General features: G+C 70.6%; 17 protein-coding genes. 12 read left to right on the top strand and 5 right to left on the bottom strand.

What is annotated here, in order from left to right; genetic code table 11:
- Window positions 1–119: 119 nt before the first annotated feature.
- Window positions 120–1,115, bottom strand: coding sequence for a c-type cytochrome (locus Q0C41_RS20580; protein ID WP_291986943.1), 996 nt, complete (start codon window positions 1,113–1,115; stop codon window positions 120–122).
- Between the two features lie 240 nt (window positions 1,116–1,355).
- On the opposite strand from Q0C41_RS20580, the gene Q0C41_RS20575 reads away from it, so the two are divergent.
- The 7 genes from Q0C41_RS20575 (at window position 1,356) to Q0C41_RS20545 (ending at window position 9,795) form a co-directional block, all read left to right on the top strand.
- Entirely contained in the window at window positions 1,356–2,225 is an 870-nt protein-coding gene (locus tag Q0C41_RS20575) for a response regulator (protein ID WP_291986941.1), read from the top strand.
- A 67-nt stretch (window positions 2,226–2,292) separates the two neighbouring features.
- Window positions 2,293–4,896 (top strand): valine--tRNA ligase, encoded by a 2,604-nt coding sequence (gene valS / locus Q0C41_RS20570; RefSeq protein WP_291986939.1) that lies wholly within the window; start codon window positions 2,293–2,295, stop codon window positions 4,894–4,896.
- On the top strand, window positions 4,893–5,750 hold the full coding sequence (gene nadC, locus Q0C41_RS20565; RefSeq protein ID WP_291986937.1) for a carboxylating nicotinate-nucleotide diphosphorylase: 858 nt from the start codon (window positions 4,893–4,895) through the stop codon (window positions 5,748–5,750). The genes valS and nadC overlap by 4 nt, the downstream gene beginning before the upstream one ends.
- Complete coding sequence (locus Q0C41_RS20560) at window positions 5,747–6,634, top strand: biotin--[acetyl-CoA-carboxylase] ligase (RefSeq protein WP_291986935.1); 888 nt, start codon at window positions 5,747–5,749, stop codon at window positions 6,632–6,634. Before nadC ends, Q0C41_RS20560 begins: the two co-directional genes overlap by 4 nt.
- Window positions 6,631–7,389: a hypothetical protein gene (locus tag Q0C41_RS20555; RefSeq protein ID WP_291986933.1), complete on the top strand. Its 759-nt coding sequence runs from the start codon at window positions 6,631–6,633 to the stop codon at window positions 7,387–7,389. The genes Q0C41_RS20560 and Q0C41_RS20555 overlap by 4 nt, the downstream gene beginning before the upstream one ends.
- A complete protein-coding gene (locus tag Q0C41_RS20550) occupies window positions 7,382–8,674 on the top strand; it encodes a hypothetical protein (protein WP_291986931.1) in 1,293 nt (430 codons plus the stop codon). The genes Q0C41_RS20555 and Q0C41_RS20550 overlap by 8 nt, the downstream gene beginning before the upstream one ends.
- Window positions 8,662–9,795: an aminotransferase class V-fold PLP-dependent enzyme gene (locus tag Q0C41_RS20545; protein WP_291986929.1), complete on the top strand. Its 1,134-nt coding sequence runs from the start codon at window positions 8,662–8,664 to the stop codon at window positions 9,793–9,795. Before Q0C41_RS20550 ends, Q0C41_RS20545 begins: the two co-directional genes overlap by 13 nt.
- A gap of 9 nt (window positions 9,796–9,804) precedes the next feature.
- Here the strand turns inward: Q0C41_RS20545 and Q0C41_RS20540 are convergent, their stop codons facing one another.
- Genes Q0C41_RS20540 through Q0C41_RS20530 form a run of 3 tightly spaced genes read right to left on the bottom strand, consistent with a single transcriptional unit; the run spans window position 9,805 to window position 13,132 of the window.
- On the bottom strand, window positions 9,805–10,497 hold the full coding sequence (locus Q0C41_RS20540; protein ID WP_291986927.1) for a gamma-glutamyl-gamma-aminobutyrate hydrolase family protein: 693 nt from the start codon (window positions 10,495–10,497) through the stop codon (window positions 9,805–9,807).
- Entirely contained in the window at window positions 10,497–12,521 is a 2,025-nt protein-coding gene (locus Q0C41_RS20535; protein ID WP_291986925.1) for an arginine--tRNA ligase, read from the bottom strand. The genes Q0C41_RS20540 and Q0C41_RS20535 overlap by 1 nt, the downstream gene beginning before the upstream one ends.
- A 26-nt stretch (window positions 12,522–12,547) precedes the next feature.
- Complete coding sequence (locus Q0C41_RS20530) at window positions 12,548–13,132, bottom strand: molybdenum cofactor guanylyltransferase (RefSeq protein ID WP_291986924.1); 585 nt, start codon at window positions 13,130–13,132, stop codon at window positions 12,548–12,550.
- Between the two features lie 47 nt (window positions 13,133–13,179).
- Between Q0C41_RS20530 and Q0C41_RS20525 the strand changes: the two genes are divergently transcribed.
- The 5 genes from Q0C41_RS20525 to prfB all read left to right on the top strand — a co-directional run bounded on the left by Q0C41_RS20525 (window position 13,180) and on the right by prfB (window position 19,114).
- Entirely contained in the window at window positions 13,180–13,755 is a 576-nt protein-coding gene (locus tag Q0C41_RS20525; protein ID WP_291986921.1) for a hypothetical protein, read from the top strand.
- A 2-nt stretch (window positions 13,756–13,757) separates the two neighbouring features.
- Window positions 13,758–15,404: a tetratricopeptide repeat protein gene (locus tag Q0C41_RS20520; protein ID WP_291986919.1), complete on the top strand. Its 1,647-nt coding sequence runs from the start codon at window positions 13,758–13,760 to the stop codon at window positions 15,402–15,404.
- 142 nt (window positions 15,405–15,546) lie between these two features.
- Window positions 15,547–16,257 carry an SPOR domain-containing protein gene (locus Q0C41_RS20515; protein ID WP_291986918.1) on the top strand — a complete coding sequence of 237 codons (711 nt, stop codon included), beginning with the start codon at window positions 15,547–15,549 and terminating at the stop codon, window positions 16,255–16,257.
- Entirely contained in the window at window positions 16,242–17,780 is a 1,539-nt protein-coding gene (gene lnt, locus Q0C41_RS20510) for an apolipoprotein N-acyltransferase (RefSeq protein ID WP_367079258.1), read from the top strand. Before Q0C41_RS20515 ends, lnt begins: the two co-directional genes overlap by 16 nt.
- Before the next feature lie 208 nt (window positions 17,781–17,988).
- Window positions 17,989–19,114, top strand: a protein-coding gene (gene prfB, locus Q0C41_RS20505; RefSeq protein ID WP_291986945.1) for a peptide chain release factor 2 whose coding sequence is annotated in 2 segments (ribosomal slippage) — window positions 17,989–18,057 and window positions 18,059–19,114 — 1,125 coding nt in all. Because the reading frame shifts where the segments join, the coding sequence is not laid out codon by codon here.
- Window positions 19,115–19,319: 205 nt separating this feature from the next.
- Here the strand turns inward: prfB and Q0C41_RS20500 are convergent.
- Window positions 19,320–21,551 carry a penicillin-binding protein 1A gene (locus Q0C41_RS20500; RefSeq protein WP_291986916.1) on the bottom strand — a complete coding sequence of 744 codons (2,232 nt, stop codon included), beginning with the start codon at window positions 21,549–21,551 and terminating at the stop codon, window positions 19,320–19,322.
- Window positions 21,552–21,726: the final 175 nt, after the last annotated feature.

The following is a 21,726-nucleotide window of genomic DNA, read 5'->3' as shown; positions in this document are numbered from 1 at the left end:
AACGCGCCCGCAGCGGCCACCGCCGCCGGTCGCTCGGCGCCATCGACGGCCCGCAGACGGCCATCCAGCACCACCGCAGAGAGCCGCCACTTACTGACAGTCATCTTTTCAGCAGCCTGCTAGTTGGTTGCCGCCGGGCGCCGACCCACCTTCTCGACGGTATGTCGGATTGCCGGCGTCGACTGCAGGTAGGCGAAGATGGCCGCGAGGTCCTCGGTGGTCATGCCCGCATACGATTGCCACGGCATCGGCGTGTTGAAGTCGGATGCGCCCACCGGCACGTGGGCTCGTCCATCCGCGTAGGCCTTGAACTTCTCCACGAACTGCGCCTCCGTCCAACCGCCGATGCCGGTGGCGTCCGGTGTCAGGTTGGCCGATCGGGCGATGAGGCCGTTGGGCAGCGGGAACTCCTGCCCGCCCGCCAGGCGCATGTGCGCCAGCGGGGTGCGGCGTGCGTCCACGGGCGTATGGCATTCGGCGCAGCCGGCGATGTTGGTGAGGTAGCCCCCGTAGGCGATCCGATCGCTCGCGTCCGGTCGCACGGCCCGCGTGTTGGCTCGCGCCGGCATGGTGCGGACGACGAGGGGCAGCGGGAAGTGGAGCGTGCGATCGGCAATCTGCTGTGTGCGCGCCGGGATGCTGCGGAGGTACGCCACGATGGCCTGGGCGTCGTCGGGCGCCATGTGTTGCCCGTAGGTCGTGTACGGCATCAGCGGGAAGAGCGGGGTGCCGTCGCGAGCCACGCCTTCGGTGAAGGCTCGCACGATCTCGCCGTCGGTCCAGGCGCCGAGGCTGGCGGGTGTGATGTTGCGCGCCACGAGGCGGCCGGGGAAGCCGACGGTCTCGTCCCAGACCTCGCCGCCCGCGCCATACGTCTCGGGCTTCAGCGGACCCGCGTAGCGCGTCCAGTCGCGCTGGCTGTGGCAGTCGGTGCACACGGCGACGTGGTCGGCCAGGTACCGCCCGCGCGCGATGCGCTCCGGTGTCGCGTCGACGCGGAGATCGGGGGCCGGGCCGACACGGGGGTAGGCGAGCAGCAGGTAGGAGTAGCCGCCGACGGCCAGCACACAGGCAGACACGACCAGAACACCGAGGACCTTCAGCAGCACACGCATGAGATGACTCCACGGCCGCGCGCGAGGCGTGGCCCAAGACCTTAACGAACGGGAGAGGCCGGCCGAACAGGCCGGAACCGCCGGATTTCGTGGGCGTCCGGGGAGGAGGTGCGGTGCCCGGGACAATCGACGGCGGGACGGTGGCGCGAGTTCCCTGGCGCGCGGATTTCCGGGCCCGCGGGGATGCCGTCGTGGTGTCGTGCTTGACGGCTGCTCATCGGGGTGACTACGCTCAGCCCCATGAGCTACACGCTGTTGCTGGCCGATGACAGTGTCACGGTCCAGCGCGTGATCGAGTTGACCTTCGCCGACGAGGGCTTCAAGGTCGTCTCGTTCAGCGACGGCGACGAGGTGGTGGGCTACCTCGGCGCGGGGAACACGCCCGACGTCATCCTCGCCGATACCACCATGCCGGCCCGGGATGGCTACGACGTGGCCACGTGGGTGCGGGGCCAAGCGTCCCTCTCGCAGGTGCCCGTCGTGCTCATGACGGGCGCGTTCGAGCCCATCGACGATCGCCGCGCCGAAGCCTGCCAGGCCGATGCCGTCCTCGTGAAGCCCTTCGAGCCGCAGCAGGTGGTCTCGCTCGTCAAGCGGATGCTCGGCGGGGAACGCGGCGAGTCGCTCGGCGAGTTCGCGCCGCCGCGCCCGGGATCCGCGGCGCCGGTGGCCGAGAGTGCAGTCACCCTCGCGCCCGGCCTCGACACGTACGCGTCGCGACTCGATCAGCATCTCGCGGCCCGCCAGGGGCGCTCGACGCTCGTCAGGGTGACCGCGCCGGCCGAGGTCGCCCACGCCGAGGTGCCCGCCGAGGCGAGTGCCGACGTCCCCGCCGAGGCGTCGGGCGGTGGGGCGACGTCGCTGGCCAGCGCCTTCTCGGCCATCCTCGCCGAGGAGCGTGGGGAAGGGCCCGCAGCCGTGGGGCCGACGCCGGCCGCCGGTCAGGCCGTGCCGGGCATCTCCGACGCGCTGGTCGACGAACTCGCCCGCCGCGTCGTCGGCAGGCTGACCGACCGCGTGCTGCGCGAAGAAGTGACGGCTCGGGTGCTGGAGGTGGCCGAACGGCTGATCTCCGAGGAAATCGAGCGCATCAAGGTCGGACAGGCCTGACGCGATCCCCCCTGGCGCCTCGCGCCCCCTTGCGGGGGAGCGGGGCACCCCCTACGATCAACGGGTGATGTCCGAGGCGTCGAGCCAGTCCCCGTCCTACAACGTTCCCGACAAACCGGCCCTCGAGGGCCTCGAAGCGAAATGGCAGCCCCGCTGGGAGGCCGACGCCGTCTACCGGTTCGACCGGACCCGGCCGCGTGATCAGGTCTACGCGATCGACACGCCGCCCCCGACCGTCAGCGGGTCGCTGCACGTCGGTCACGTCTTCTCGTACACCCACACCGACGTCATCGCCCGCTACAAGCGGATGCGCGGCTTCTCGGTGTGCTACCCGATGGGCTGGGACGACAACGGGTTGCCGACCGAGCGTCGGGTGCAGAACTACTACGGCGTGCGGTGCGAGCCGTCGCTGCCCTACGACCCGACGTTCGAGCCGCCGGCCACGCCGGGCAAGCAGCCGATCTCGGTGTCCCGCCCCAACTTCATCGAACTCTGCACCCGGCTGACCGAACAGGACGAGCAGGCCTTCGAGCACCTGTGGAAGTACCTCGGGCTCTCGATCGACTGGTCGATGACCTACGCCACGATCGGCAGGCGTGCGCAGAAGATTTCCCAACTTGCGTTCCTGCGGCTGCTGCAGAAGGGCCAGGCGTACCAGCTCGAGGCGCCGACCCTCTGGGACGTCGACTTCAGGACGGCCGTCGCCCAGGCCGAGCTCGAAGACCGCGAGATGCCCGGCGCGTACCACAAGATCCGCTTCGCGCGCGCCGACGGCGGCGGCGTCGTCGAGATCGACACGACGCGGCCCGAGCTGATTCCCGCCTGCGTCGCCCTGGTGGCCCATCCGGACGACGCGCGGTACCAGCCGCTGTTCGGCACCGAGGTCGTCACGCCGCTGTTCGGGGTCAAGGTGCCGATTCGCGCCCATCACCTCGCCGATCCCGACAAGGGCACCGGCATCGCGATGATCTGCACGTTCGGCGATCTCACCGACGTGATCTGGTGGCGCGAACTCGGCCTGCCCGTCCGCTCGATCATCGAGGCCAACGGCACCCTGCGCCCGATCACCTTCGGCAGCGACGGCTGGCCGTCGGTCGACCCGGCGCGCGCCGACGCCGCCTATGCGCCCCTCGTCGGTCGCGGGGCCTCACAGGCCCGTACGCGGCTGGTCGAGCAGCTCAAGGAGTCGGGCGATCTCATCGGCGATCCGCGGCCGATCACGCATGCCGTCAAGTTCTTCGAGAAGGGCGACCGGCCCCTCGAGATCGTCACCAGCCGGCAGTGGTTCGTCCGCACGATGAACCATCGCGAGTCGCTCATCGCGCGTGGGCGCGCCCTCGAGTGGCACCCGCCCTACATGCGGGCCCGCTTCGAGAACTGGGTGGAGGGGCTCAACGGCGACTGGTGCGTGTCGCGGCAGCGATTCTTCGGCGTGCCGTTCCCCGTGTGGTATCCGCTGGACCAGGACGGCGCCGTGCGCTACGACCAGCCGCTGCTGCCCACCGAGGCCCAGCTGCCGATGGACCCGTCCACCGACGTCCCCGCGGGCTACGAGGGGGCGCAGCGCGGCGTGCCGGGCGGCTTCATCGGCGATCCCGACGTCATGGACACCTGGGCGACGTCGTCGCTGACGCCGCAGATCGTCGGGCAGTGGGGCGACGACGAGGACTTCTTCGCTCGGGTGTTTCCGCTCGACCTGCGTCCGCAGGCGCACGACATCATCCGCACGTGGCTCTTCTCGACGGTCTTGCGGGCGCATCTCGAGCACGATGCCCTGCCGTGGAAGCACGCCGCGATCTCGGGCTGGGTCCTCGATCCCGATCGCAAGAAGATGTCCAAGTCCAAGGGCAACGTGGTGACGCCCATGGGCCTGCTCGAGGAGCACGGGTCCGACGCGGTGCGGTACTGGGCCGCCAGTGGACGTCCCGGGGCAGACACGGCCTTCGACACCGGCCAGATGCGGGTCGGCCGTCGGCTCGCCATCAAGCTGCTCAACGCGGCCAAGTTCGCCCTCGCCCGCACCGAGCCGATCGGCGCCATCACGGCCCCGGTCGACCGCGGGCTGGTGACGCGCCTGGCGTCCCTCGTCACCGAGGCCACCTCGGATCTCGAGGAATACAACTACACGCGCGCCCTCGAACGCACCGAGCAGTTCTTCTGGGACTTCTGCGACAACTATCTCGAGCTCGTGAAGGCGCGCCGGTACGGCGACCTCGGCCTCGACGGCGCCGGCTCGGCCAACGCGGCGATGGTGGTCACGCTGCGCACGCTGTTGCGCCTGTTCGCCCCCTTCCTGCCGTACGTCACCGAAGAAGTCTGGTCGTGGTGGCAGGAGGGCTCCGTCCACCGGGCCACCTGGCCGACCGCCGACGAGGTCCTGGCCTCGGTCGGTGGGGCGGGCGATGCGGCCGGCGCCGAGGCCCTGACCATGGCGTCGTGGGCCCTCGGCGAGATTCGCCGCACGAAGTCGGAGGCGAAGAAGCCGCTGCGGACGCCGGTCGTGGACTTCCACGTGACGGCGTCTGCGGCCGATCTGGTGGCCTTCGAAGCGGCCCGCGCCGATGTGGCGGCGGCCGGCTTCGTGCAGCAGGTGCGGACGTCGGAGGGCGAACCGCGCGCGGCCACCGTCGAACTCGGTGAACTCGAGAAGGCTCCGGAGGTCGGCGCGTGAACGTCGGCGTGACGCCCCTCGACAAGGCGCTCTATCGCGAGCTCGTGCGGCGTGCCCTGGCCGAGGACATCAGCTGGGGCGACGCCACCACCGAGGGCACCATCGACGAGGCGCAGCGCGGCCACGGTCGTCTGCTCGCCAAGCAGGACTGCGTCATCGCCGGTCTCGACGTCGCCGAAGAGGCCTTCCTGCAGCTCGATCCCGCCGCCGTCATGGTGCGTCATCACCAGGACGGCGACGTGTGCCCGAGTGGCACGCTGGTCGCCGAAGTGACCGGCCGCGCCCGCGCGCTGCTCACCGCCGAGCGCACGGCGCTCAACTTCATGCAGCGGCTGTCGGGCATCGCCACGGTGACCCGCCGCTACGTCGACGCCGCGCAAGGCTCGTCGCTCGTCGTGCTCGACACCCGCAAGACCACCCCGACGCTCCGCGTCCTCGAGAAGTACGCCGTGCGGGCCGGCGGCGGCACCAATCACCGCTTCGCGCTGGACGACGGCATCCTGATCAAGGACAACCACATCGCGCTGGCCGGCGGCGTGCTGGCCGCGCTGCAGCGGATGCGACACGCGGCCGAGGACATGGTCATCGAGGTCGAGGTTCGCACCCTCGAAGAACTGGACGTCGCCCTCGAGGCCGGTGCGACGCGCATCCTGGCCGACAACATGGATCTGGCCACGCTCGCCGAGACGGTCCGCCGCGCCCGCAAGCGCGCGCAGGTCGAAGTCTCGGGCGGGGTGACACTGGACCGCATTCCGGAGATCGCCGCCACCGGGGCCGACTTCGTCTCGGTCGGGGCGTTGACGCACTCGGCCCCCGCGGTGGATCTCAGCTTCAAGATCGCGCCAGTCTCGTGACGCTCGACCTCCCGGGCTGGCTGGACGCCGTGCGCGGCGGCGTGGCCAGCGCCGGCGCCGAGGCCGGCGCCTTCGCGCATCAGGTCTCCATCCGGGCACTCACGACCTCGACCAACGACGATGTGACGCGCGCCGCCGCCACCGGGGCTCCCGAGGGGTATACCGTCATCGCGGCGGAGCAGTCTGCCGGGCGCGGCCGACGCGGCGCGTCGTGGCATTCGCCGTCGGCGCAGGGGCTCTATCTCTCGACGCTGCTGCGCCCGGACCGGTGGGCCGCCCTGCGAGCCGACGCGGCGTCGCCGGTGGCCTCCCTGGTCACGCTCATGGCCGGCGTGGTCGTGGCGAGAGCGATTGGCGAGGTGTGTGCGGCCCCGGTCGAACTGAAGTGGCCCAACGACGTCATGGTGCGCACGTCGTCCCCAGGGGCCCCCTGGCGCAAACTCGCCGGCATCCTCGCCGAAGGGACGAGCGACGGCGGTGTGCTGCGCAGTGTCGTGCTGGGCGTCGGCCTCAACCTGACGCCGTCGGCCGCGCCGGCCGAGGTCGCGGCGCGCATGATCAGCCTGGACCAGTTGCTACCCGGCGCCGCGGCCGCGGGGCCAGAGACGCTCACCGCACTCGTGCGAGCGCTGCTCGTCCGCCTGCGCGAGGGCACGGCGCTGCTCGCGCGTGGCGCGGCCGACGAGGTGCGCGAGCAGTGGCGCCGTTGTGCGCCGTCGGTCGAGGGCACCGTCGTCCGCTGGCGCGACCAGGCGGGCGAGCACGAAGGGCACGCCGCGGGCATCGACGACGGCGGGGCGTTGCGGGTGCGCCGGCCCGACGGCGGAGTCGTGACCGTGCATGGTGGTGACGTGGAGTGGCGGATGGGACACCGGGACGCATGAGTCACGAGACCGACACGCCGCCGACCAGCCCCGACATCGGCGCCTTCTGCCGCGCCGTCGAGGCCCACCTCTGCCGGGTCAACGGCGGCCATCTGGTGCGCATCGTGGGGCCGGCGTTCGAACTCGTCGCCGGCTGGGCCCGGGAGGGCATGCCGCTCCGTGTCGCCCTGCACGGCGTGGACCGCACCGTCGCGCGCCTGACCGCGAAGGGGCCGCGGCGTCGTCCGATCCGCATCGAGTTCTGCGAGGCCGACGTCCGCGACGCCGCGGAGCAGTGGCGTCGAGCGGTCGGCGTGCGGGCCGCGGCAAACGCGTCGCCCGCGGGCAGCACGACCGAGGAGGCCGCGGAGCCGTCGAGCGCGCGGCTGCCGTCGCTGCCCAAGCATCTCGAGCGCGTCCTGCTGCGGTTGTCGGCACTTGGCGCGACGAGCGATATGTCACCAGCGCTCGCGGCCGCGATTGCGGCGACGATTCGCGATGTCGATGCGTGTCTCGACACGTCGCGCGGCGCCCGACGCGAGGCGCGGACGGCGCTGCTCGAACGACTCATCGTGATCGACGGGCAGTTGACCGAGGCGGCGCTCGCCGCGCTGCCGGCGCTCGCGCGTCGCGAACTGCTCGACCAGGTGCAGCGTGAGCTGTCACCGTTCCGGGGCCAGATGCCCCCTGCTGCCTTCCGCGATGCCGAGCATGCCCTGCTCGGTGAACTCGCGCGGCGGCATTTCTCGCTTCCGCAGGTGCGACTCGATGGCTGATGACACGTTCACGCTGACCCTGGACAAGCCGGTGGCCGGCGGTCGATCCCTCGCGCGCCTCGACGGCCGCATCGTGCTGGTGAGTGGAGGCATCCCCGGCGAGCGCGTGCGCGCGGTGATGGAGCGGACGGGCAAGGGGGTCGCGTTCGCGCGCGTCGTCGAGGTCGAGGACGCCTCGCCGGATCGGATCACGCCGGAGTCGGATCCGCAGTGCGGCGGCCAGGTCTTCGCCCACGTCGCGTACGCACGACAGCTCGAGCTGAAGCGCGCGATCGTCGAGGACGCCCTCGGCCGGATCGGTCGCCTGCATGACCTGCCCCCGATCACGGCCACCGGGTCGCCGAGGCAGCACTGGCGACTGCGGGCGCGTCTGCACGTCCAGGGCATGCACGTCGGGTTCTTCCGCGAGGGCACGCATGCGCTGTGCGACGCCGGTCCGTCCGGTCAGCTGGTGCCGGGCCTGCTGGAACTGGCCGAGGCCACCCTGACGCACCTGCGGCCAGACCTGGCGCGGAGTGTCGAGGCAATCGTCGTCTCGCAGACGGTGCGCGGCGACCAGCAGGCGGTGCACCTCGAGCTGTCGCGTCCCCTGCCACGGCACGGCGAGGTCTGGGTGAGCGGCCCGCCGGCCGCGTGCACGGGTGTCAGCGCCGGTCTCGTGTCGTCGCGGCATCCCTCGGTGCTCGCCGGATTCCCGTGGGTCAAGGAGTCGCTGGCGGCCCTCGGCGTTCCGACCGCTGGCGAGGCCGGTCTGATGCGCCATGCTGCCGCCTTCTTCCAGGGCAATCGCGCCCTGCTCCCGGAACTGGTCACGGCGGTCACCGGCGCGGTGCCGGCCGACACCCCCGTCGTCGACCTCTATGCCGGGGTCGGGCTCTTCGGCCTCGCGGCCGCGACCCTCGGCGCGTCGTCGGTGACGTGCGTCGAGGGCGATGCGGTCAGTGCCGAAGATCTGGTGACCAACGCGCTGCCGTACGGCGATCGCGTCCGTGCCGTGCGTGGCGACGTCGAGACCTTCGCCCGCGAGGAGACGCAGTTGCTCGGCGACGCCTGCGTCATCGTCGACCCGCCGCGCACCGGGCTCTCGCCGGTCGTGTCGAAGGCGCTCGCCGCTGCGCATCCCCGCCGCGTCGTCTACGTCTCGTGCGACCCGGCGACGCTGGCGCGCGACCTGCAAGGACTCGTCGCATCGGGGCTGGCCATCGACTCGCTGCGGGTCTTCGACCTCTTTCCGTTGACGGCGCATGTCGAGACCGTGGTGACATTGACCGCATGTCCTTCCTGATCGATCCGGACGTCCACTACCTGAACTGCGCCTACATGTCGCCGCTCGCGCACGCCGTCGAGGAGGCGGGCCGCGTCGGCATGGCAAGGAAGCAGCGCCCGTGGACGATTCGTCCCGAGGACTTCTTCGTCGAGGTCGAGGACGTCAAGGCGCGGTTTGCCGAGGTGCTCGGGGCGGGGCGTCCCGAACAGGTGGCCGTGCTGCCCAGCGTCTCCTACGGCATGGCCATCGTGGCCAGGAATCTGCGCCTTCGGCCCGGGCAGCACATCGTCGTGGCTGGCGAGCAGTTCCCGAGCAACGTCCATCCCTGGCGCCGCATCGCGGCCCAGCGTGGTGGGGAGGTGCGCACGGTCACGGTCCCCGATGTGGCCGAGGGCCGTGGCGCCGCCTGGAACGAGGCGCTGCTCGCCGCGATCGACGAGCGGACGGCCCTGCTGGCCCTCGGACACGTCCACTGGGCCGATGGCACGCGCTTCGACCTGCCGCGGCTCGCGGCGCGCGCGCGGGAGGTCGGCGCACTCGTGGTCGTCGACGGCACGCAGTCGGTCGGGGCGCTGGCCTTCCCGTTCGACGAGGTGCAGCCAGACGCCGTGGTGTGCGCGGCCTACAAGTGGCTGTTGGGGCCGTACGGGCTGGCCTTCGGCTGGTTCGGTGAGGCGCTGCAGGACGGCGAGCCGCTCGAAGAGACGTGGTGCGGTCGACGGGGCAGCGAGGACTTCGCCGGACTGGTGCACTACACCGACGACTATGGCCCGGGCAGCGCGCGCTTCGACGTCGGCCAGCGGTCGAACTTCATCACCCTGCCGATGGCCATCGAGGCGCTGCGGCTGGTGACGGCGTGGGGACCGGCTCGCATCCAGGCGCACGCGGCGTCGCTGTGGGCGCCGATCGTCGAGCCCCTGCGGCGCGCCGGCTACCGCATCGAGGATCCCGCGTGGCGCGGCGAGCACCTCGTGGGGCTGCGACCGCCGGCCGGCACCGACATGTCGGCCATCGCGTCACGTCTCGCCGCCGCGCGTGTCCACGTCTCGATGCGCGGCACCGCGATTCGGGTCTCGCCGCACGTCTACAACACGCCCGAGGACATGCAGGCACTGGCGGCGGTGTTGACGGGGCGGTGAGGGTGCACGCTACATGTGCACCGCGAAGCGGTTCTGGCAGGCCATGGCGAAGAGCCGGAACAGCGGCAGGAACTCTCCGGTGCGCCAGAAGTTCTCGGGGTGCCACTGCACCCCGACGCAGAACGGCGAGTCCGGCGCTTCGAGCGCCTCGACGATGCCGTCGGTGGCGTGGGCGGAGACGACCAGGCCCTGGCCGATGACCTTGGCGGCCTGATGATGCCGGCTGTTGACCTGCGCGGGCATGCCCGCCCCGACGGCGCGCGAGAGCAGGGTGCCTTCCACCACGTCGAGGCCGTGGGCCATGGTCGTCAGCGTGTCGTCCACGGCATGCGGGATGGCCACGGGCACCTGCGACGGGAGATCCTGGATCAGTGAGCCCCCGGCGGCGACGTTGAGCACCTGCATGCCGCGACAGATCGCGAGCAGCGGCAGGCCGTCGCGCAGGCAGCGGCGCGCCAGATCGATCTCGAAGGCATCGCGGCTGGCGTCGGCCAGCGTGCACGCCGGATGCATGGTCTCGCCGTAGAGGGCCGGATCGACGTCGTATCCCCCCGCGAGCACGACGCCGTCGATGCCCTGCAGCGCCACTCCCACGTCGCCGTCGGGCGGCACGGACTCGACCTCGAGGCCCACGGCCTCGAGCGACCGCAGGTAGTCCTCGTCCCGGCTGCACTGCACGTAGAGGATGCGCGGCGGTCGCATCACATGCGACCCGGGACGACGGCGCCCATCAGATCCAGCGTGCGCGTCATCTGCTGGCGGAAGTAGCTGGCGGCCGCCGCGCGCCAGAGCCGCACGTCGTGACGCTCCTCGGAGAGGATCGGGCAGCGGTGGTAGAAGCCGCTGAACGCCTGCGCGAGACTGAAGGCGTACTTGGCGACGACCGCCGGCTCGAGGCTCCGCACGGCCGACTCCGCGATCTCGTCCAGGCGTCCGCAGGCCAGCACGAGGTCCCAGAGCGCATCGGCATCGTCACCGCTGGCGATGGCGTCTTCCGGCAGCGCCGCGATGGCGGCGGCCACGGCCGCTTCGTCCAGCTGGGTGCGGTCGCGCAGCTTGGTGAAGATGTTGCCGGCGCGGACCGCGGCATATTGCAGGTACGGTCCGCTCTCGCCCTCGAAGCTGAGGGCTTCGTCGATGTCGAAGGCGATGATCTTCGTGCGCGAGAACTTCACCATGAAGTAGCGGACCGCAGCGATGGCGATCTCCTCGGCGGTGGCGCGAGCCTCCGCCTCGGTGAAGTCGGGGTTGCGCTTGCCGACCTCGTCCTGCGCCTTGACGACCAGGCGATCGAGCAGGTCGTCGGCCTTGACGCCGAGGCCCTTGCGGCCCGAGACCTCGACGAACGGCTTGCCATCGGGATCGGCGTGGTAGCCCAGTTCGCGTGCCGTCTTGTGCGACAGCGCCACCATCTCGTAGGAGAAGTGGATCGACTGCTCGGCCTGGGTGCGATGCCCCATCGTGGCCAGGGCCTGCTTGAGCAGCTTCTGCAGGTAGGCCTGCCGGGTGTCGATGACGTTGATCACCGTGCCGGCCCGCCCGAACGCCGGATGGGTCGCCGCGCCGCCGGTCGACGTGGTGGCCCACAGGGTCTCGCCCGTGAGTCGCGTGGCGAACGGGCGATACGCGAAGTCCTTGCCGAGCAGGCCGAACTTCCAGAACTGGTTGGCGATGTCCTTGCCGACGTAGGTGACCGTGCCATCCGACCGCACGATGACCTTCTCGCGCTGGTTCGGCCCCCCCTCGACGTCGGGTTCGGCGTCGGGGACGTCGGCGGACGGCGCGTCGGCCTGCTCGATCGTGGCCTCGACGTCCTCGTCGATCTCCATGACCCAGCACCCCTTCAGCTTGCCCTCGGTCTGCAGGTAGACCGTCCCGCGCTGCTTGAGGATGTCGAAGGCCGTGGCCCAGAACTGCAGGCGGAGGATGTCGCCTTCCCACGACAGCAGGTCGTAGTCGATGTGCAGGCGTGCCATGGTCCGCAGGTGGCAGCGGACGATGGCCTCGGCGATCACCGCGCCCATGGCGGCCGTCGGATTGTCGCCGTGCTCGATGGCGTGCAGCGTGGCCTTGCGGATGGCGAGCCGCGCCTTGTCGGCCTCGTACCATTCGGTGACCCTGGCGTAGAGATCCCAGCAGTCGTAGTCGAACTTCTCGCCGCCGGCCAGCGCCCGCACCTCGTCGAGGCCCTTGCCCTCGAGGTGCTCGAACCCCACCACGACGTCGGCGACCTGCACGCCGGTGTCGTCGATGTAGTTCTGGATCTCGACGGGTGTCCCCAGGAACCGCAACAGGCGCCCGACGGTGTCGCCGAGGATGGAGTTGCGCAGGTGGCCGATGTGGGCCGCCTTGTTGGGGTTGATGGCGGTGTGCTCGACGATGGTCTTGGCGCGTCCGGTGGCGACGACGGTCGAGGCCTGGCCGAGGTGGCGACGCAGGAACGCGGCACGGTCGAGGAAGACGTTGATGTAGCCGCCGCCCAGCGCCTCGATGCGAGCCACGCCCGGGACGGCCGGCAGGGCCGCGACGACCTCCTGCGCGATGGCGCGCGGTGCCTTCCTCAGGGTGCGCGCCAGTTCGAAGGCGCAGGGGAATGCCAGATCGCCGAGGGCCCGCGTCGGCGGGGTCTCGACGACGAGCGTCGCGGGCACGGCGGCATGCCCGTAAAGTGTTGTCAGTGTGTCCTGTAGCGCCGCTCGCACGGCCTGCTGCAGAGGCAGGATCATCGGTTTGACTCGGTCAGATCAGTGGGTTAGCATGCCGGGCAGTCGTGCTCCGCCAATTCGAGCGCCCGCGCATAGGTAAGCGGATCATTGATGTTCCACAGGGCGTCCGCCGCGGTTCGCGCCTCGGCGGGGACCCTCCGGCAGGGCACCAGGTTCTCGAGGTCGCGCACGCGTCGCGCGCCGCGGGACCACATCTCGCGCACGGCCGGGGCGCACGCACGGCGCACCGACAGGCACAGGGCCAGCCGACCATCGGGCAGCAGCACCACCACCGCCGCGGCGGCATCCGCGCCCGCGCGCTGCACGTCGCGCAGCAGGGAGCCGGAGATGAAGGGCAGGTCGACCGCGAGGATCAGCGCGTGCGACGTGTCGACGGCCTCCAGCGCCGTCAGCACGCCCCCCAGAGGGCCTGCGCCCGGGTATTGGTCGGGCACCGACGTCGCGCCGGCCACCGGGCCACCGCCGACGACCAGGCACGAGGTGGAGATCGGGGCCAGCGCATCGACGGCCCGTTGCAGCAGCGTGCGGCCCCCCAGCGGCAACCGGGTCTTGTCCACGCCGCCGAACCGCTGGCTGCGCCCGCCGGCCAGCACCACGCCGGTCCAGCTCACCGCCGGACCGTCCGGACGCCTCTGCACCGCGAAAACGTTACCAGAAAATGAGTGAGGCGAGAATCGACCGGCTGCTCGCGGCGGCGCTGCACCAGGCCATCGCGGACCTCCTGCCGATGCGGCTGGAGTTCTACGAGAGCTATCTGCGGCCGCGCGGCTGGCGCGAGGATGCGGTCAATCTCGCGCCCATCAGTGCCGTGCTCAGCTTCCTGCGGCACGAGGACGGCGACACCCATGACGCCGTCATGGTCCAGGCGGCGGCCTATGCCTCCACCTGGTGGATGGCCGGTCAGCCCTGGCACGTGCGCACCGGCGGCCGGCTGCTGCCCCGGTGGATGCGCCTGCGGCAGGTCGGGACGCTGGCCAAGCGGCACTTCGAAGCCTCGTACCGCGGGACCAAGGTGAAGGTGCACGTCCGCCGCGGCCGGCTCGACCTCGAAATCCGTGGCTCGATTTTCTGCAGCAGTCGCGAGCAGGCCCGCGACGCCCAGTGCCGGTACTATCTCGCGTTCGCCGAAGCCCTGGTGGCGCAGGACGCCTGGCCCCATCGGGGCACCCTCGTCGCCTGTCGGGCGCTCGGCGGCGAGTGCTGCGTGGTCCGCCTCGAGGCCCAGGATCAATGACGATGATGGCGCTGCGCCACCGCTGGCGGGCACTGCTCCTGCTTGCCGTCTTCACCGCGCTCCCGGCGACCGCGCGCGCGCAGGCGGCCGCGGCGGTCCCGACCGTTCTCGTCATGCCGCTGCAGCCCACCGACGACGATCCCCGGGCGCTCTGGCTGGGCGAGGGCATCGCCCTGCTGGTCGGCGATGGCGTGACGGCGCTCGGCCGGCCCGCCATCACGCGGACCGACCGCGTCGCGGCCTTCGATGCGCTCGAACTGCCGGATGACCGCGAGCTCTCGCGGGCGACGCTGCTGCGCGCGGCGCAGGTCATCGGCGTGCGGGACCTGGTCACCGGCACGGTCCACGTCGACGGCGACACGCTGACGGTGTCCGTGCGCGTCGTGCAGGTCGAAGCCGGCCGCGGCCAGCCCGAGATTCGGGAACAGGGCCCGCTGCGCGACGTGTTCGCGATCGCCTCGCGCGTGGCGGCCGCGGTGGCGGGCGTGCCGCCCGGCAGCAGTCCGGGCCCGGGCGATGCCACGCCGTCGCTCGAGGTGTTCGAGGCCTTCGTGAAGGGCCTGGTCGCCGAGACCCCGTCGACCCAGCTGAAGTTCCTCGAGCAGGCGGTCAAGGCGGCCCCGCAGTACGCACGGGCGCACCTCGCCATCTGGGAGGTCTGCACGCAGGAAGAGCAGCACGCGCGGGCGCTCGCCGCGGCCCAGGCCGTTCCGGCCTCGTCGCGGTTCAGCCGTCGCGCACGCTTTGCCGCCGGCCTGTCCCTCATCCACCTGCAGCGATGGGACGACGCGTTCAGCGCCTACAAGGCCCTGCTCGACGAGTCGCCCTCGGCGGCGATCTACAACAACCTCGGCGTCATCCAGGCCCGTCGGGGCAGCGTGACGGCCCAGACCGGCAAGCCGGCGTGGTACTTCACGCGGGCCTCCGAGGCCGTGCCCGACTCGCCCGACTACTTCTTCAATCTCGGCTACGCCTACTGGCTCGACAAGGACACGCCCGCGGCCATCTACTGGCTGCGGGAGGTGGTCCGCCGCCGCCCGGCTGACGGCGAGGCGCACTTCGTGCTCGCGGCCGCCCTGCAGGCCGCCGGGAACGCGGTCGAGGGGATGCGCGAGCGCGACCTCGCCCGCCAGCTGTCCTCCCGCTTCGACGAGTGGGACACGCGCCCGCGCGACGAAGGGATCGGCGGAGTGCCACGCGGCCTCGAGCGGGCCAGCGACGCCGAAACCAGCCCCGTGCGCGTCGATTCGGCGCTGGTCAGCACGACCCAGCAGGACCACCTGCAACTGGCGCGTTTCCACTTCGACCGCGGCCAGCGGCTGGCCGAGCAACTCCAGGATCGCGAGGCGACGTCGGAGTTCCGCAAGTCCCTGTATCTCTCGCCGTACGACGCCCAGACCCACCTCGCGCTCGGGCGGGTGCTGGTGCGGGCGGGGCGGCTGCGCGACGCCATCGAGTCGCTGAAGATTTCCCTCTGGAGCGCCGAGAGCCTCGACGCGCGCCTCCTGCTGGCCGAGGCGTACCTCGCCACGGGGGAGACCGCCGACGCGCGCGTGCACGCCGAACGGGCGGTCCAGATCGCGCCCGAGTCGGTCGAGGGCAAGGCACTGCTCGAACGCATCCGCGCCACCCCGGCCAGGACGCCCTGAGCGAAGTGGTACACTCCCGGTCTGTCCAGCAGGTCGAGCGCCGGGGCAAACTGCGCTCGCCATCTGGTCGTCCCTGGTTTCCGTCCAGCAGACGCCTCGACCCCGGCTTCCCAGCCCACGGGTTCGCGTCCTGGGTGCACGCATGGCCCACGAGATTCACGACGACGGCTTTCACGAGATTCAGCTGAGCGGCAAGCAGCTGGTCTTCCTGTTCATGGCGACGACCGTCGTCTCCATCGTCATCTTCCTGTGCGGCGTCCTCGTCGGCCGTGGCGTCCAGAACGCCCGCGGCAGCGTCGCCGAGGCCGTCGGTCTCGACGCGTCGGCCTCGACCGGAGGCGGTGAGGCTGACTCGGCGTCGCTGCCGACGACCGGCGAGCCGACGTCGGTGGTCGGGCTGAGTTACCCGGAGAACCTGACTGCGAAGGACGGGGAGCCACCTCGGGTGGAGGCGGGTGCGGCGGCCGAGATCGCGCCGCCTGTCACCGCGCCGCCCGCCCCGCCTGCCGCGGTCGAGGTGAAGACGCCACCCGCGCCAACGCCCGCCCCGACGGAGGCCCCGAAGGCCGTCGCACCACCGAAGGACGTCGCGTCACCGGCGCCGGCACCCGCGCCGGCTGGCGACGGGGGCTTCACCGTCCAGGTGACGGCCCTCAAGAACAAGCCTGAGGCCGATGCGATTGCCCAGCGCCTCCAGACGCGTGGCTACAAGGCCTACGTGCTGGCCCCGACCGGTGGGGGACAGGTCATCTACAAGGTGCGGGTCGGCATGAACATGCAGCGGCCCGAAGCCGACAAGGTCATGCGGCGCCTGCAGAGCGAAGAGAAGTTCAAGCCCTGGATTACGCGCTAGCCGTCCTGTCCGGGCTGCTGTTCGCGCTGAGCCTGCCCAAGCCGGCGCTCGCGCCCCTCGGGTGGGTGGCGCTGGCGCCGTTGTGCGTGGCGGTGGCCCGGGGCGCCGCACGCCCCGCCCCGCGTGGCCCCCGTCCGTTCCTGCTCGGGTTGGTGACGGGCCTGGTCGCCTTCGCCGGCACCGTCTCCTGGACGTCCGACGTCCTCGCCATCTTCGGGGGGCTGAACGCCGCGCTCGCGTGGGCGCTCGCCGCCCTGCTCATCGCCTACCTGGCGGTGTACCCGGCCCTCTTCAGCCTGACACTCACGACGGCCGTGGCGCGGGCCGGCACGCCGGCGCTGGCGCTGGCGCCGATCCTGTGGGTCGGCACCGAGTGGCTCCGCGGCACGCTCTTCACCGGGTTTCCGTGGGTGCTGCTCGGGTACAGCCAGTCCGACGTCGTGGCACCGCTGCAGGTCGCGAGCCTGGTCGGCATCTACGGGCTGTCTGGTCTGGTGGCGTGTCCCTCGGCGGCGCTCGCCCTGCTGCTCGTGCCCGCGCCGGGACGACGGCGCGCGCGTCTCGGCGCGGCGGTCGTGCTGCTGGCGCTACCCGCGGCGGGGGCGGTGTGGGGCGCAGCGCGCGTCAGTCGGCAGGCGCTGCTCGACGGACCCGTGGCGCGGGTCGCGCTGGTGCAGGGCAACGTGCCGCAGGGACAGAAATGGGATCCGGCGTACCGCGGCGAGATCCTGTCGCGGTACCTGTCGCTGACGCAGCGCGTCGCGACCCAGGACGTCGACCTCGTCGTCTGGCCCGAGTCGTCGACCCCGTTCGTGTTCGGTCGCGATGGCATCGAGACCGAGGTCATGCGGGCGGGGATCGTCGAGGCGCGTGTGCCCGTGGTCTTCGGCAGCGACGAGGTCCTCGGGCCGACCGAGTTCTACAACTCGGCGTTCGTGATGGATGCGACGGGCGAGATTCGCGGCTCGTACCGCAAGATGCAACTCGTCCCGTTCGGCGAGTACATCCCGGTGCGGTGGCTGCTGTTCTTCGCCTCGCCGCTGGTCGAGGGTTTCTCGGACTTCAGCGCGGGGCAGACGCTGACGTTGCTGCCGGTCGCCGGGCACCGACTGTCGGTGGCGGTCTGCTATGAAGCCGTGTTCCCCGGGTTGTCGCGCCAGGCCGTGCAGCAGGGGAGCCAGCTCCTCGCCACGATCACCAACGACGCCTGGTACGGCACCTCGGCAGCGCCCTACCAGCACTTCCAGCAGGCCAGGGTGCGGGCGGTGGAGACCGGCCGCTACCTGGTACGGGCCGCCAACACGGGCATCAGTGGCGTGGTCGACCCCTACGGCCGCGTCGTCGTCCAGTCGCCGCTGTTCGAGACGGGCACGTGGATCGGCGAAATCCGGTGGCTCGATGGCCTCACGCCATACGTGCGTCTTGGCGATGCCGTGGCGTGGGCCTGTATGCTCGTGGTCGGGACGTTGCTCGTGCTGCCTCTCCGGGAGAGCGTCGGCCGGCGGGGCAGGACAGGGCCGTGAACTTGTCATGCCGGAATGCCGCCATGCCGCAATGCGGGGATGACGCGGTTCGCTCTCGACCTCAGCCCTTTTGACTTCGACCTTTGTTCTTCGCTCTTCGATCTTCGATCTTCAGCATTTCGGCATTCCAGCATTTCAGCATTTCGTTCGGAGGACAGCGAGGTCGGGTATCACCGAGCTGTCCGGAGGAGTTGTCACCGTGGCGTTCGTGAAGGATGAGGCCTACAAGCGATTCGAGGACCTGCAGCGCCGTGCTGTCGAACTCGGGAGGTATCTTTGACGCGGCCAGACCCGAACAGGAACTCGCTCGACTCGAGGCGCAGGCCAGCGCGCCGGACTTCTGGAACAACCAGGCCGAGGCCCAGAAGGTCCTCCAGCGACGTCGTCGCCTGGACGAAGACGTCACGCTGCTGAAGTCGCTGCGGCAGCGCACCGACGATCTCGTCGTCCTGCGCGAATGGATTGACGGGGGCGAGGACGTCGGCGACGACCTCCTGCGCGGCCTCGACGACCTGGAGCGTGAAGTCGAAGCCGGCGAGATCAAGAAGATGCTCGGCGGCGAGCACGACGCCAAGAATGCCATCATCACCGTCCATCCGGGCGCCGGTGGCACCGAGTCGCAGGACTGGGCCGAGATGATCCTGCGCATGTACCTGCGCTGGGCCGAGCGCCGCGGCTTCAAGCGCGAGTTGCTCGAGGCGCAGCCCGGTGACGAAGCCGGCATCAAGAGCGCCACGCTCACCGTCTCCGGTGAGTTCGCCTACGGCCTGCTCGCGGCCGAAGCCGGCGTGCATCGACTGGTGCGCATCTCGCCGTTCGATCAGGCGGCGCGGCGTCACACGTCGTTTGCGTCCCTCTACGTGTGGCCCGAGCTGCCAGACGATGTGGACATCACGATCGACGAGAAGGACCTGCGCATCGACACCTACCGGTCGAGCGGCGCCGGCGGTCAGCACGTCAACGTGACCGACTCCGCCGTCCGCATCACGCACCTGCCGACCAACATCGTCGTGTCGTGCCAGAACGAGCGGTCCCAGCACAAGAACAAGGACGTGGCGATGAAGGTGCTGCGTTCGCGTCTCTACGATCTGAAGCTGAAGGAACAGCAGGCCGAGCTCGATCGGCTCGGGGGCGAGAAGCAGGCCATCGCCTTCGGCAGCCAGATCCGCAGCTACGTGCTGCATCCCTACCAGATGGCGAAGGACCACCGCACGAAGTATCAGGAGGGCGATGTCACGCGCGTGCTCGACGGCGACATCGACAACTTCATCAAGACCTACCTGATGGCCAAGTCGTCAGGCACGCTGGGGGCGGCCACGGCCGACGACGAGTAATTCAGGTCGCTGCCGCGACATTCAGCATTCAGAATGATGCGAGCGGCCCCCGCCGCCAGGCTGCCGCAGGTCCGCAACGGATCGCGGCGGTGCCGTGGGCCGCGCCCCCGAGCCGCTTCACGGCCGGAGGTTGACCTCTACCCACGCTGATCCCGGAAGATGCTGCATTCTGAACGGTGAAGGTCGCTGAAGAGACCTCAATTGTTCAGCGTATCTCCGCCCCCGGCTCCGTCCCGGCGATGAAGGCGTCCTGCTGTCCGGTGTCGTCGGTGGTGAAGACGATGTTGCCGGGCGCCGGGAATTCGGGGACGCCCTTGCCGGCCTTGCGCTGGCGATCGATCCAGTGCTGCATCACGTCGATCCAGATCGGGAGGGCGGCGACCGAGCCGCTCTGCCCCTGGCCAATCGGACGCTTGGTGTCGAAGCCGACCCAGACGCCGATGGTGATGTCCGGGTCGAAGCCGATGAACCACGCGTCGGTGAAGTCGTCGGTCGTGCCGGTCTTGCCGCCGAGAGGCCACTGCAGCGCGGCCGCGCGGGCCGCGGTGCCGTGCTGGACCACGCCACGCAGCAGCGTGGTCATGACGAAGGCGGTGTCGGCGCGGATGGCCTCGGTCGGCACCGGCCGATTCTCTTCGAGCGCATTGCCCTCGCGATCGGTGACCCGAAGGATCTGGTACGGCGTCATGCGCACGCCCTGGTTCGGGAACAGCGAGAACGCGCTGGTGATCTCCATCAGCGTCGCCTCGCCGGCGCCGAGTGCGCTCGACAGATACGGCGGGATGGTCGAGGTGAAGCCGAGCTTCTCCGCGTACTGGATCACCTGCTTCGGCCCCAGCGCGTTCATCAGTCGCACCGTCGGCACGTTGCGCGACTGCTCGAGCGACCGACGCAGCGAAATCGGTCCCTGGAACTGCCGGTCGTAGTTGAGGGGGGCGTAGGGTGGCGAGCCGGCACCGCCCGGGAACGAGACGGGCGCGTCCAGCAGCGTGCTCGCGGGCGTGTACCCGCGATCGATGGCGGCCGTGTAGACCACCAGCTTGAAGGTCGAGCCGAGCTGCCGCGAGGCCTGGACGGCGCGATTGAACTTGCTGCGGTCGAAGTCGAAGCCGCCGACCATCGTCAGGATGCGTCCGGTGCGATTGTCGAGGGCCACGATGCCCCCCTGCAGCTCCGGTTCCTGATCGAGACGGGCGACCGCGGTGTGCGCCGACTCCTCGAGCTGTTCGATCAGCACCTGCACGAGGTCGCCGCGCGAGACCAGCGCCGTGGCCGTGGTCTTGCCCGTCCAGTCGAAGCCGGCCTTCGGGATGCGGACGTCGAGCCGACCGGCCCGCGCCTGAATCTCGGTCGTCGTGGTGCCGGTGACGACCGCCGGCACGACGTCGCCGACGACCATCGGTCCCTGCCAGCGCGGATGCCGGTAGGCGTCGAGATCGGCGCCAGCATCGAGCAGGTTGGTGGGCTTGCGGAAGCCGCGGCGCTGGTCGAGCCGCCGCAGGCCCGCCTGCAGGGCGCGCGTGGCGGCGATCTGCAACGGCAGGTCGAGGCTGGTCTGCACCGACAGCCCGTTCTCGTACAGCTGCTTGGCGCCGAAGCTGGCCTCGAGCTGCTGCCGCACTTCTTCGACGAAGTACGGCGCCGGGGAATAGGGCTGCGTCGGCAGGCCGGCCGTCTTCACCGGACTCGCCTTGGCGGTCGTGGCCTGCGCCTCGGTGATGAACGCTTCCTCGGCCATGCGCTGCAGCGCGTAGTTGCGCCGCCGCATGGCGGCCTCGGGGTTGATGTACGGACTCTGGCGGACGTTGCCCTGGATGATGCCCGCGATGAGCGCCGCCTCTTCCAGGGCGAGGGCCTTGGCGGACTTGCCGAAGTACAACCGCGACGCCGCTTCGACCCCGTAGGCCCCGTGCCCGAAGTAGATCGTGTTGCAGTACATCGTCAGGATTTCACGCTTGGTGTAGCGCTTCTCGATCTGGATGGCGAGGATCGCCTCCTTGATCTTCCGCTCCCAGGTCTTCTCGAACGTCAGGAAGAGGTTGCGGGCGAGCTGCTGCGTGATGGTGCTGGCGCCGCCGGCCTTGCGGCGCTCGAGGATGTCCTTGACGAGGGTGGCGAGGATCCGGGGCACGCTGAGGCCGACGTGCTTGTCGAAGTCCTTGTCCTCGGCGGCGATGATGGCGTTGCGGAGCAGCGGCGAGATCTCGTCGTAGGTCACGACGGTGCGGCGCTGGGTGGCGAATTCCCCGACGACCTCACCGTTGCTGGCGTGGATGCGGGTGATGGTGCTCGGGGCGTAGTCGTCCAGCGCGGAGATCTGCGGCAGGTCGCCCGCGAAGGCGAAGAGCACGCCACTCACGGCGCCGAGCACGATCGTCAGCAGGAAGAGCAGGAAGACCGTCGCCTGGCGTGCGACGCGAACGACGTAGGTGGCCACGACGCGATCCTACGATCAAGTGGCGGGAGACGAGGCGCCGCCTGCCTCGTCTCCCGGCAGCCGCCTCAGGGGCGCGGCACGGCCTTCCGCCCGGTCGAGGTGCCCGTGCTGCGGCCCGTGGCGGCGTCGGGCGGAGACGTGCGGTCGCGCGCCGGTGGCGCCGGCTCGGCCGCCG

It is taken from the genome of Luteitalea sp. (assembly GCF_022842525.1).
Classification (GTDB): domain Bacteria; phylum Acidobacteriota; class Vicinamibacteria; order Vicinamibacterales; family Vicinamibacteraceae; genus Luteitalea.
This window is presented reverse-complemented; position numbering and strand designations above follow the sequence as displayed.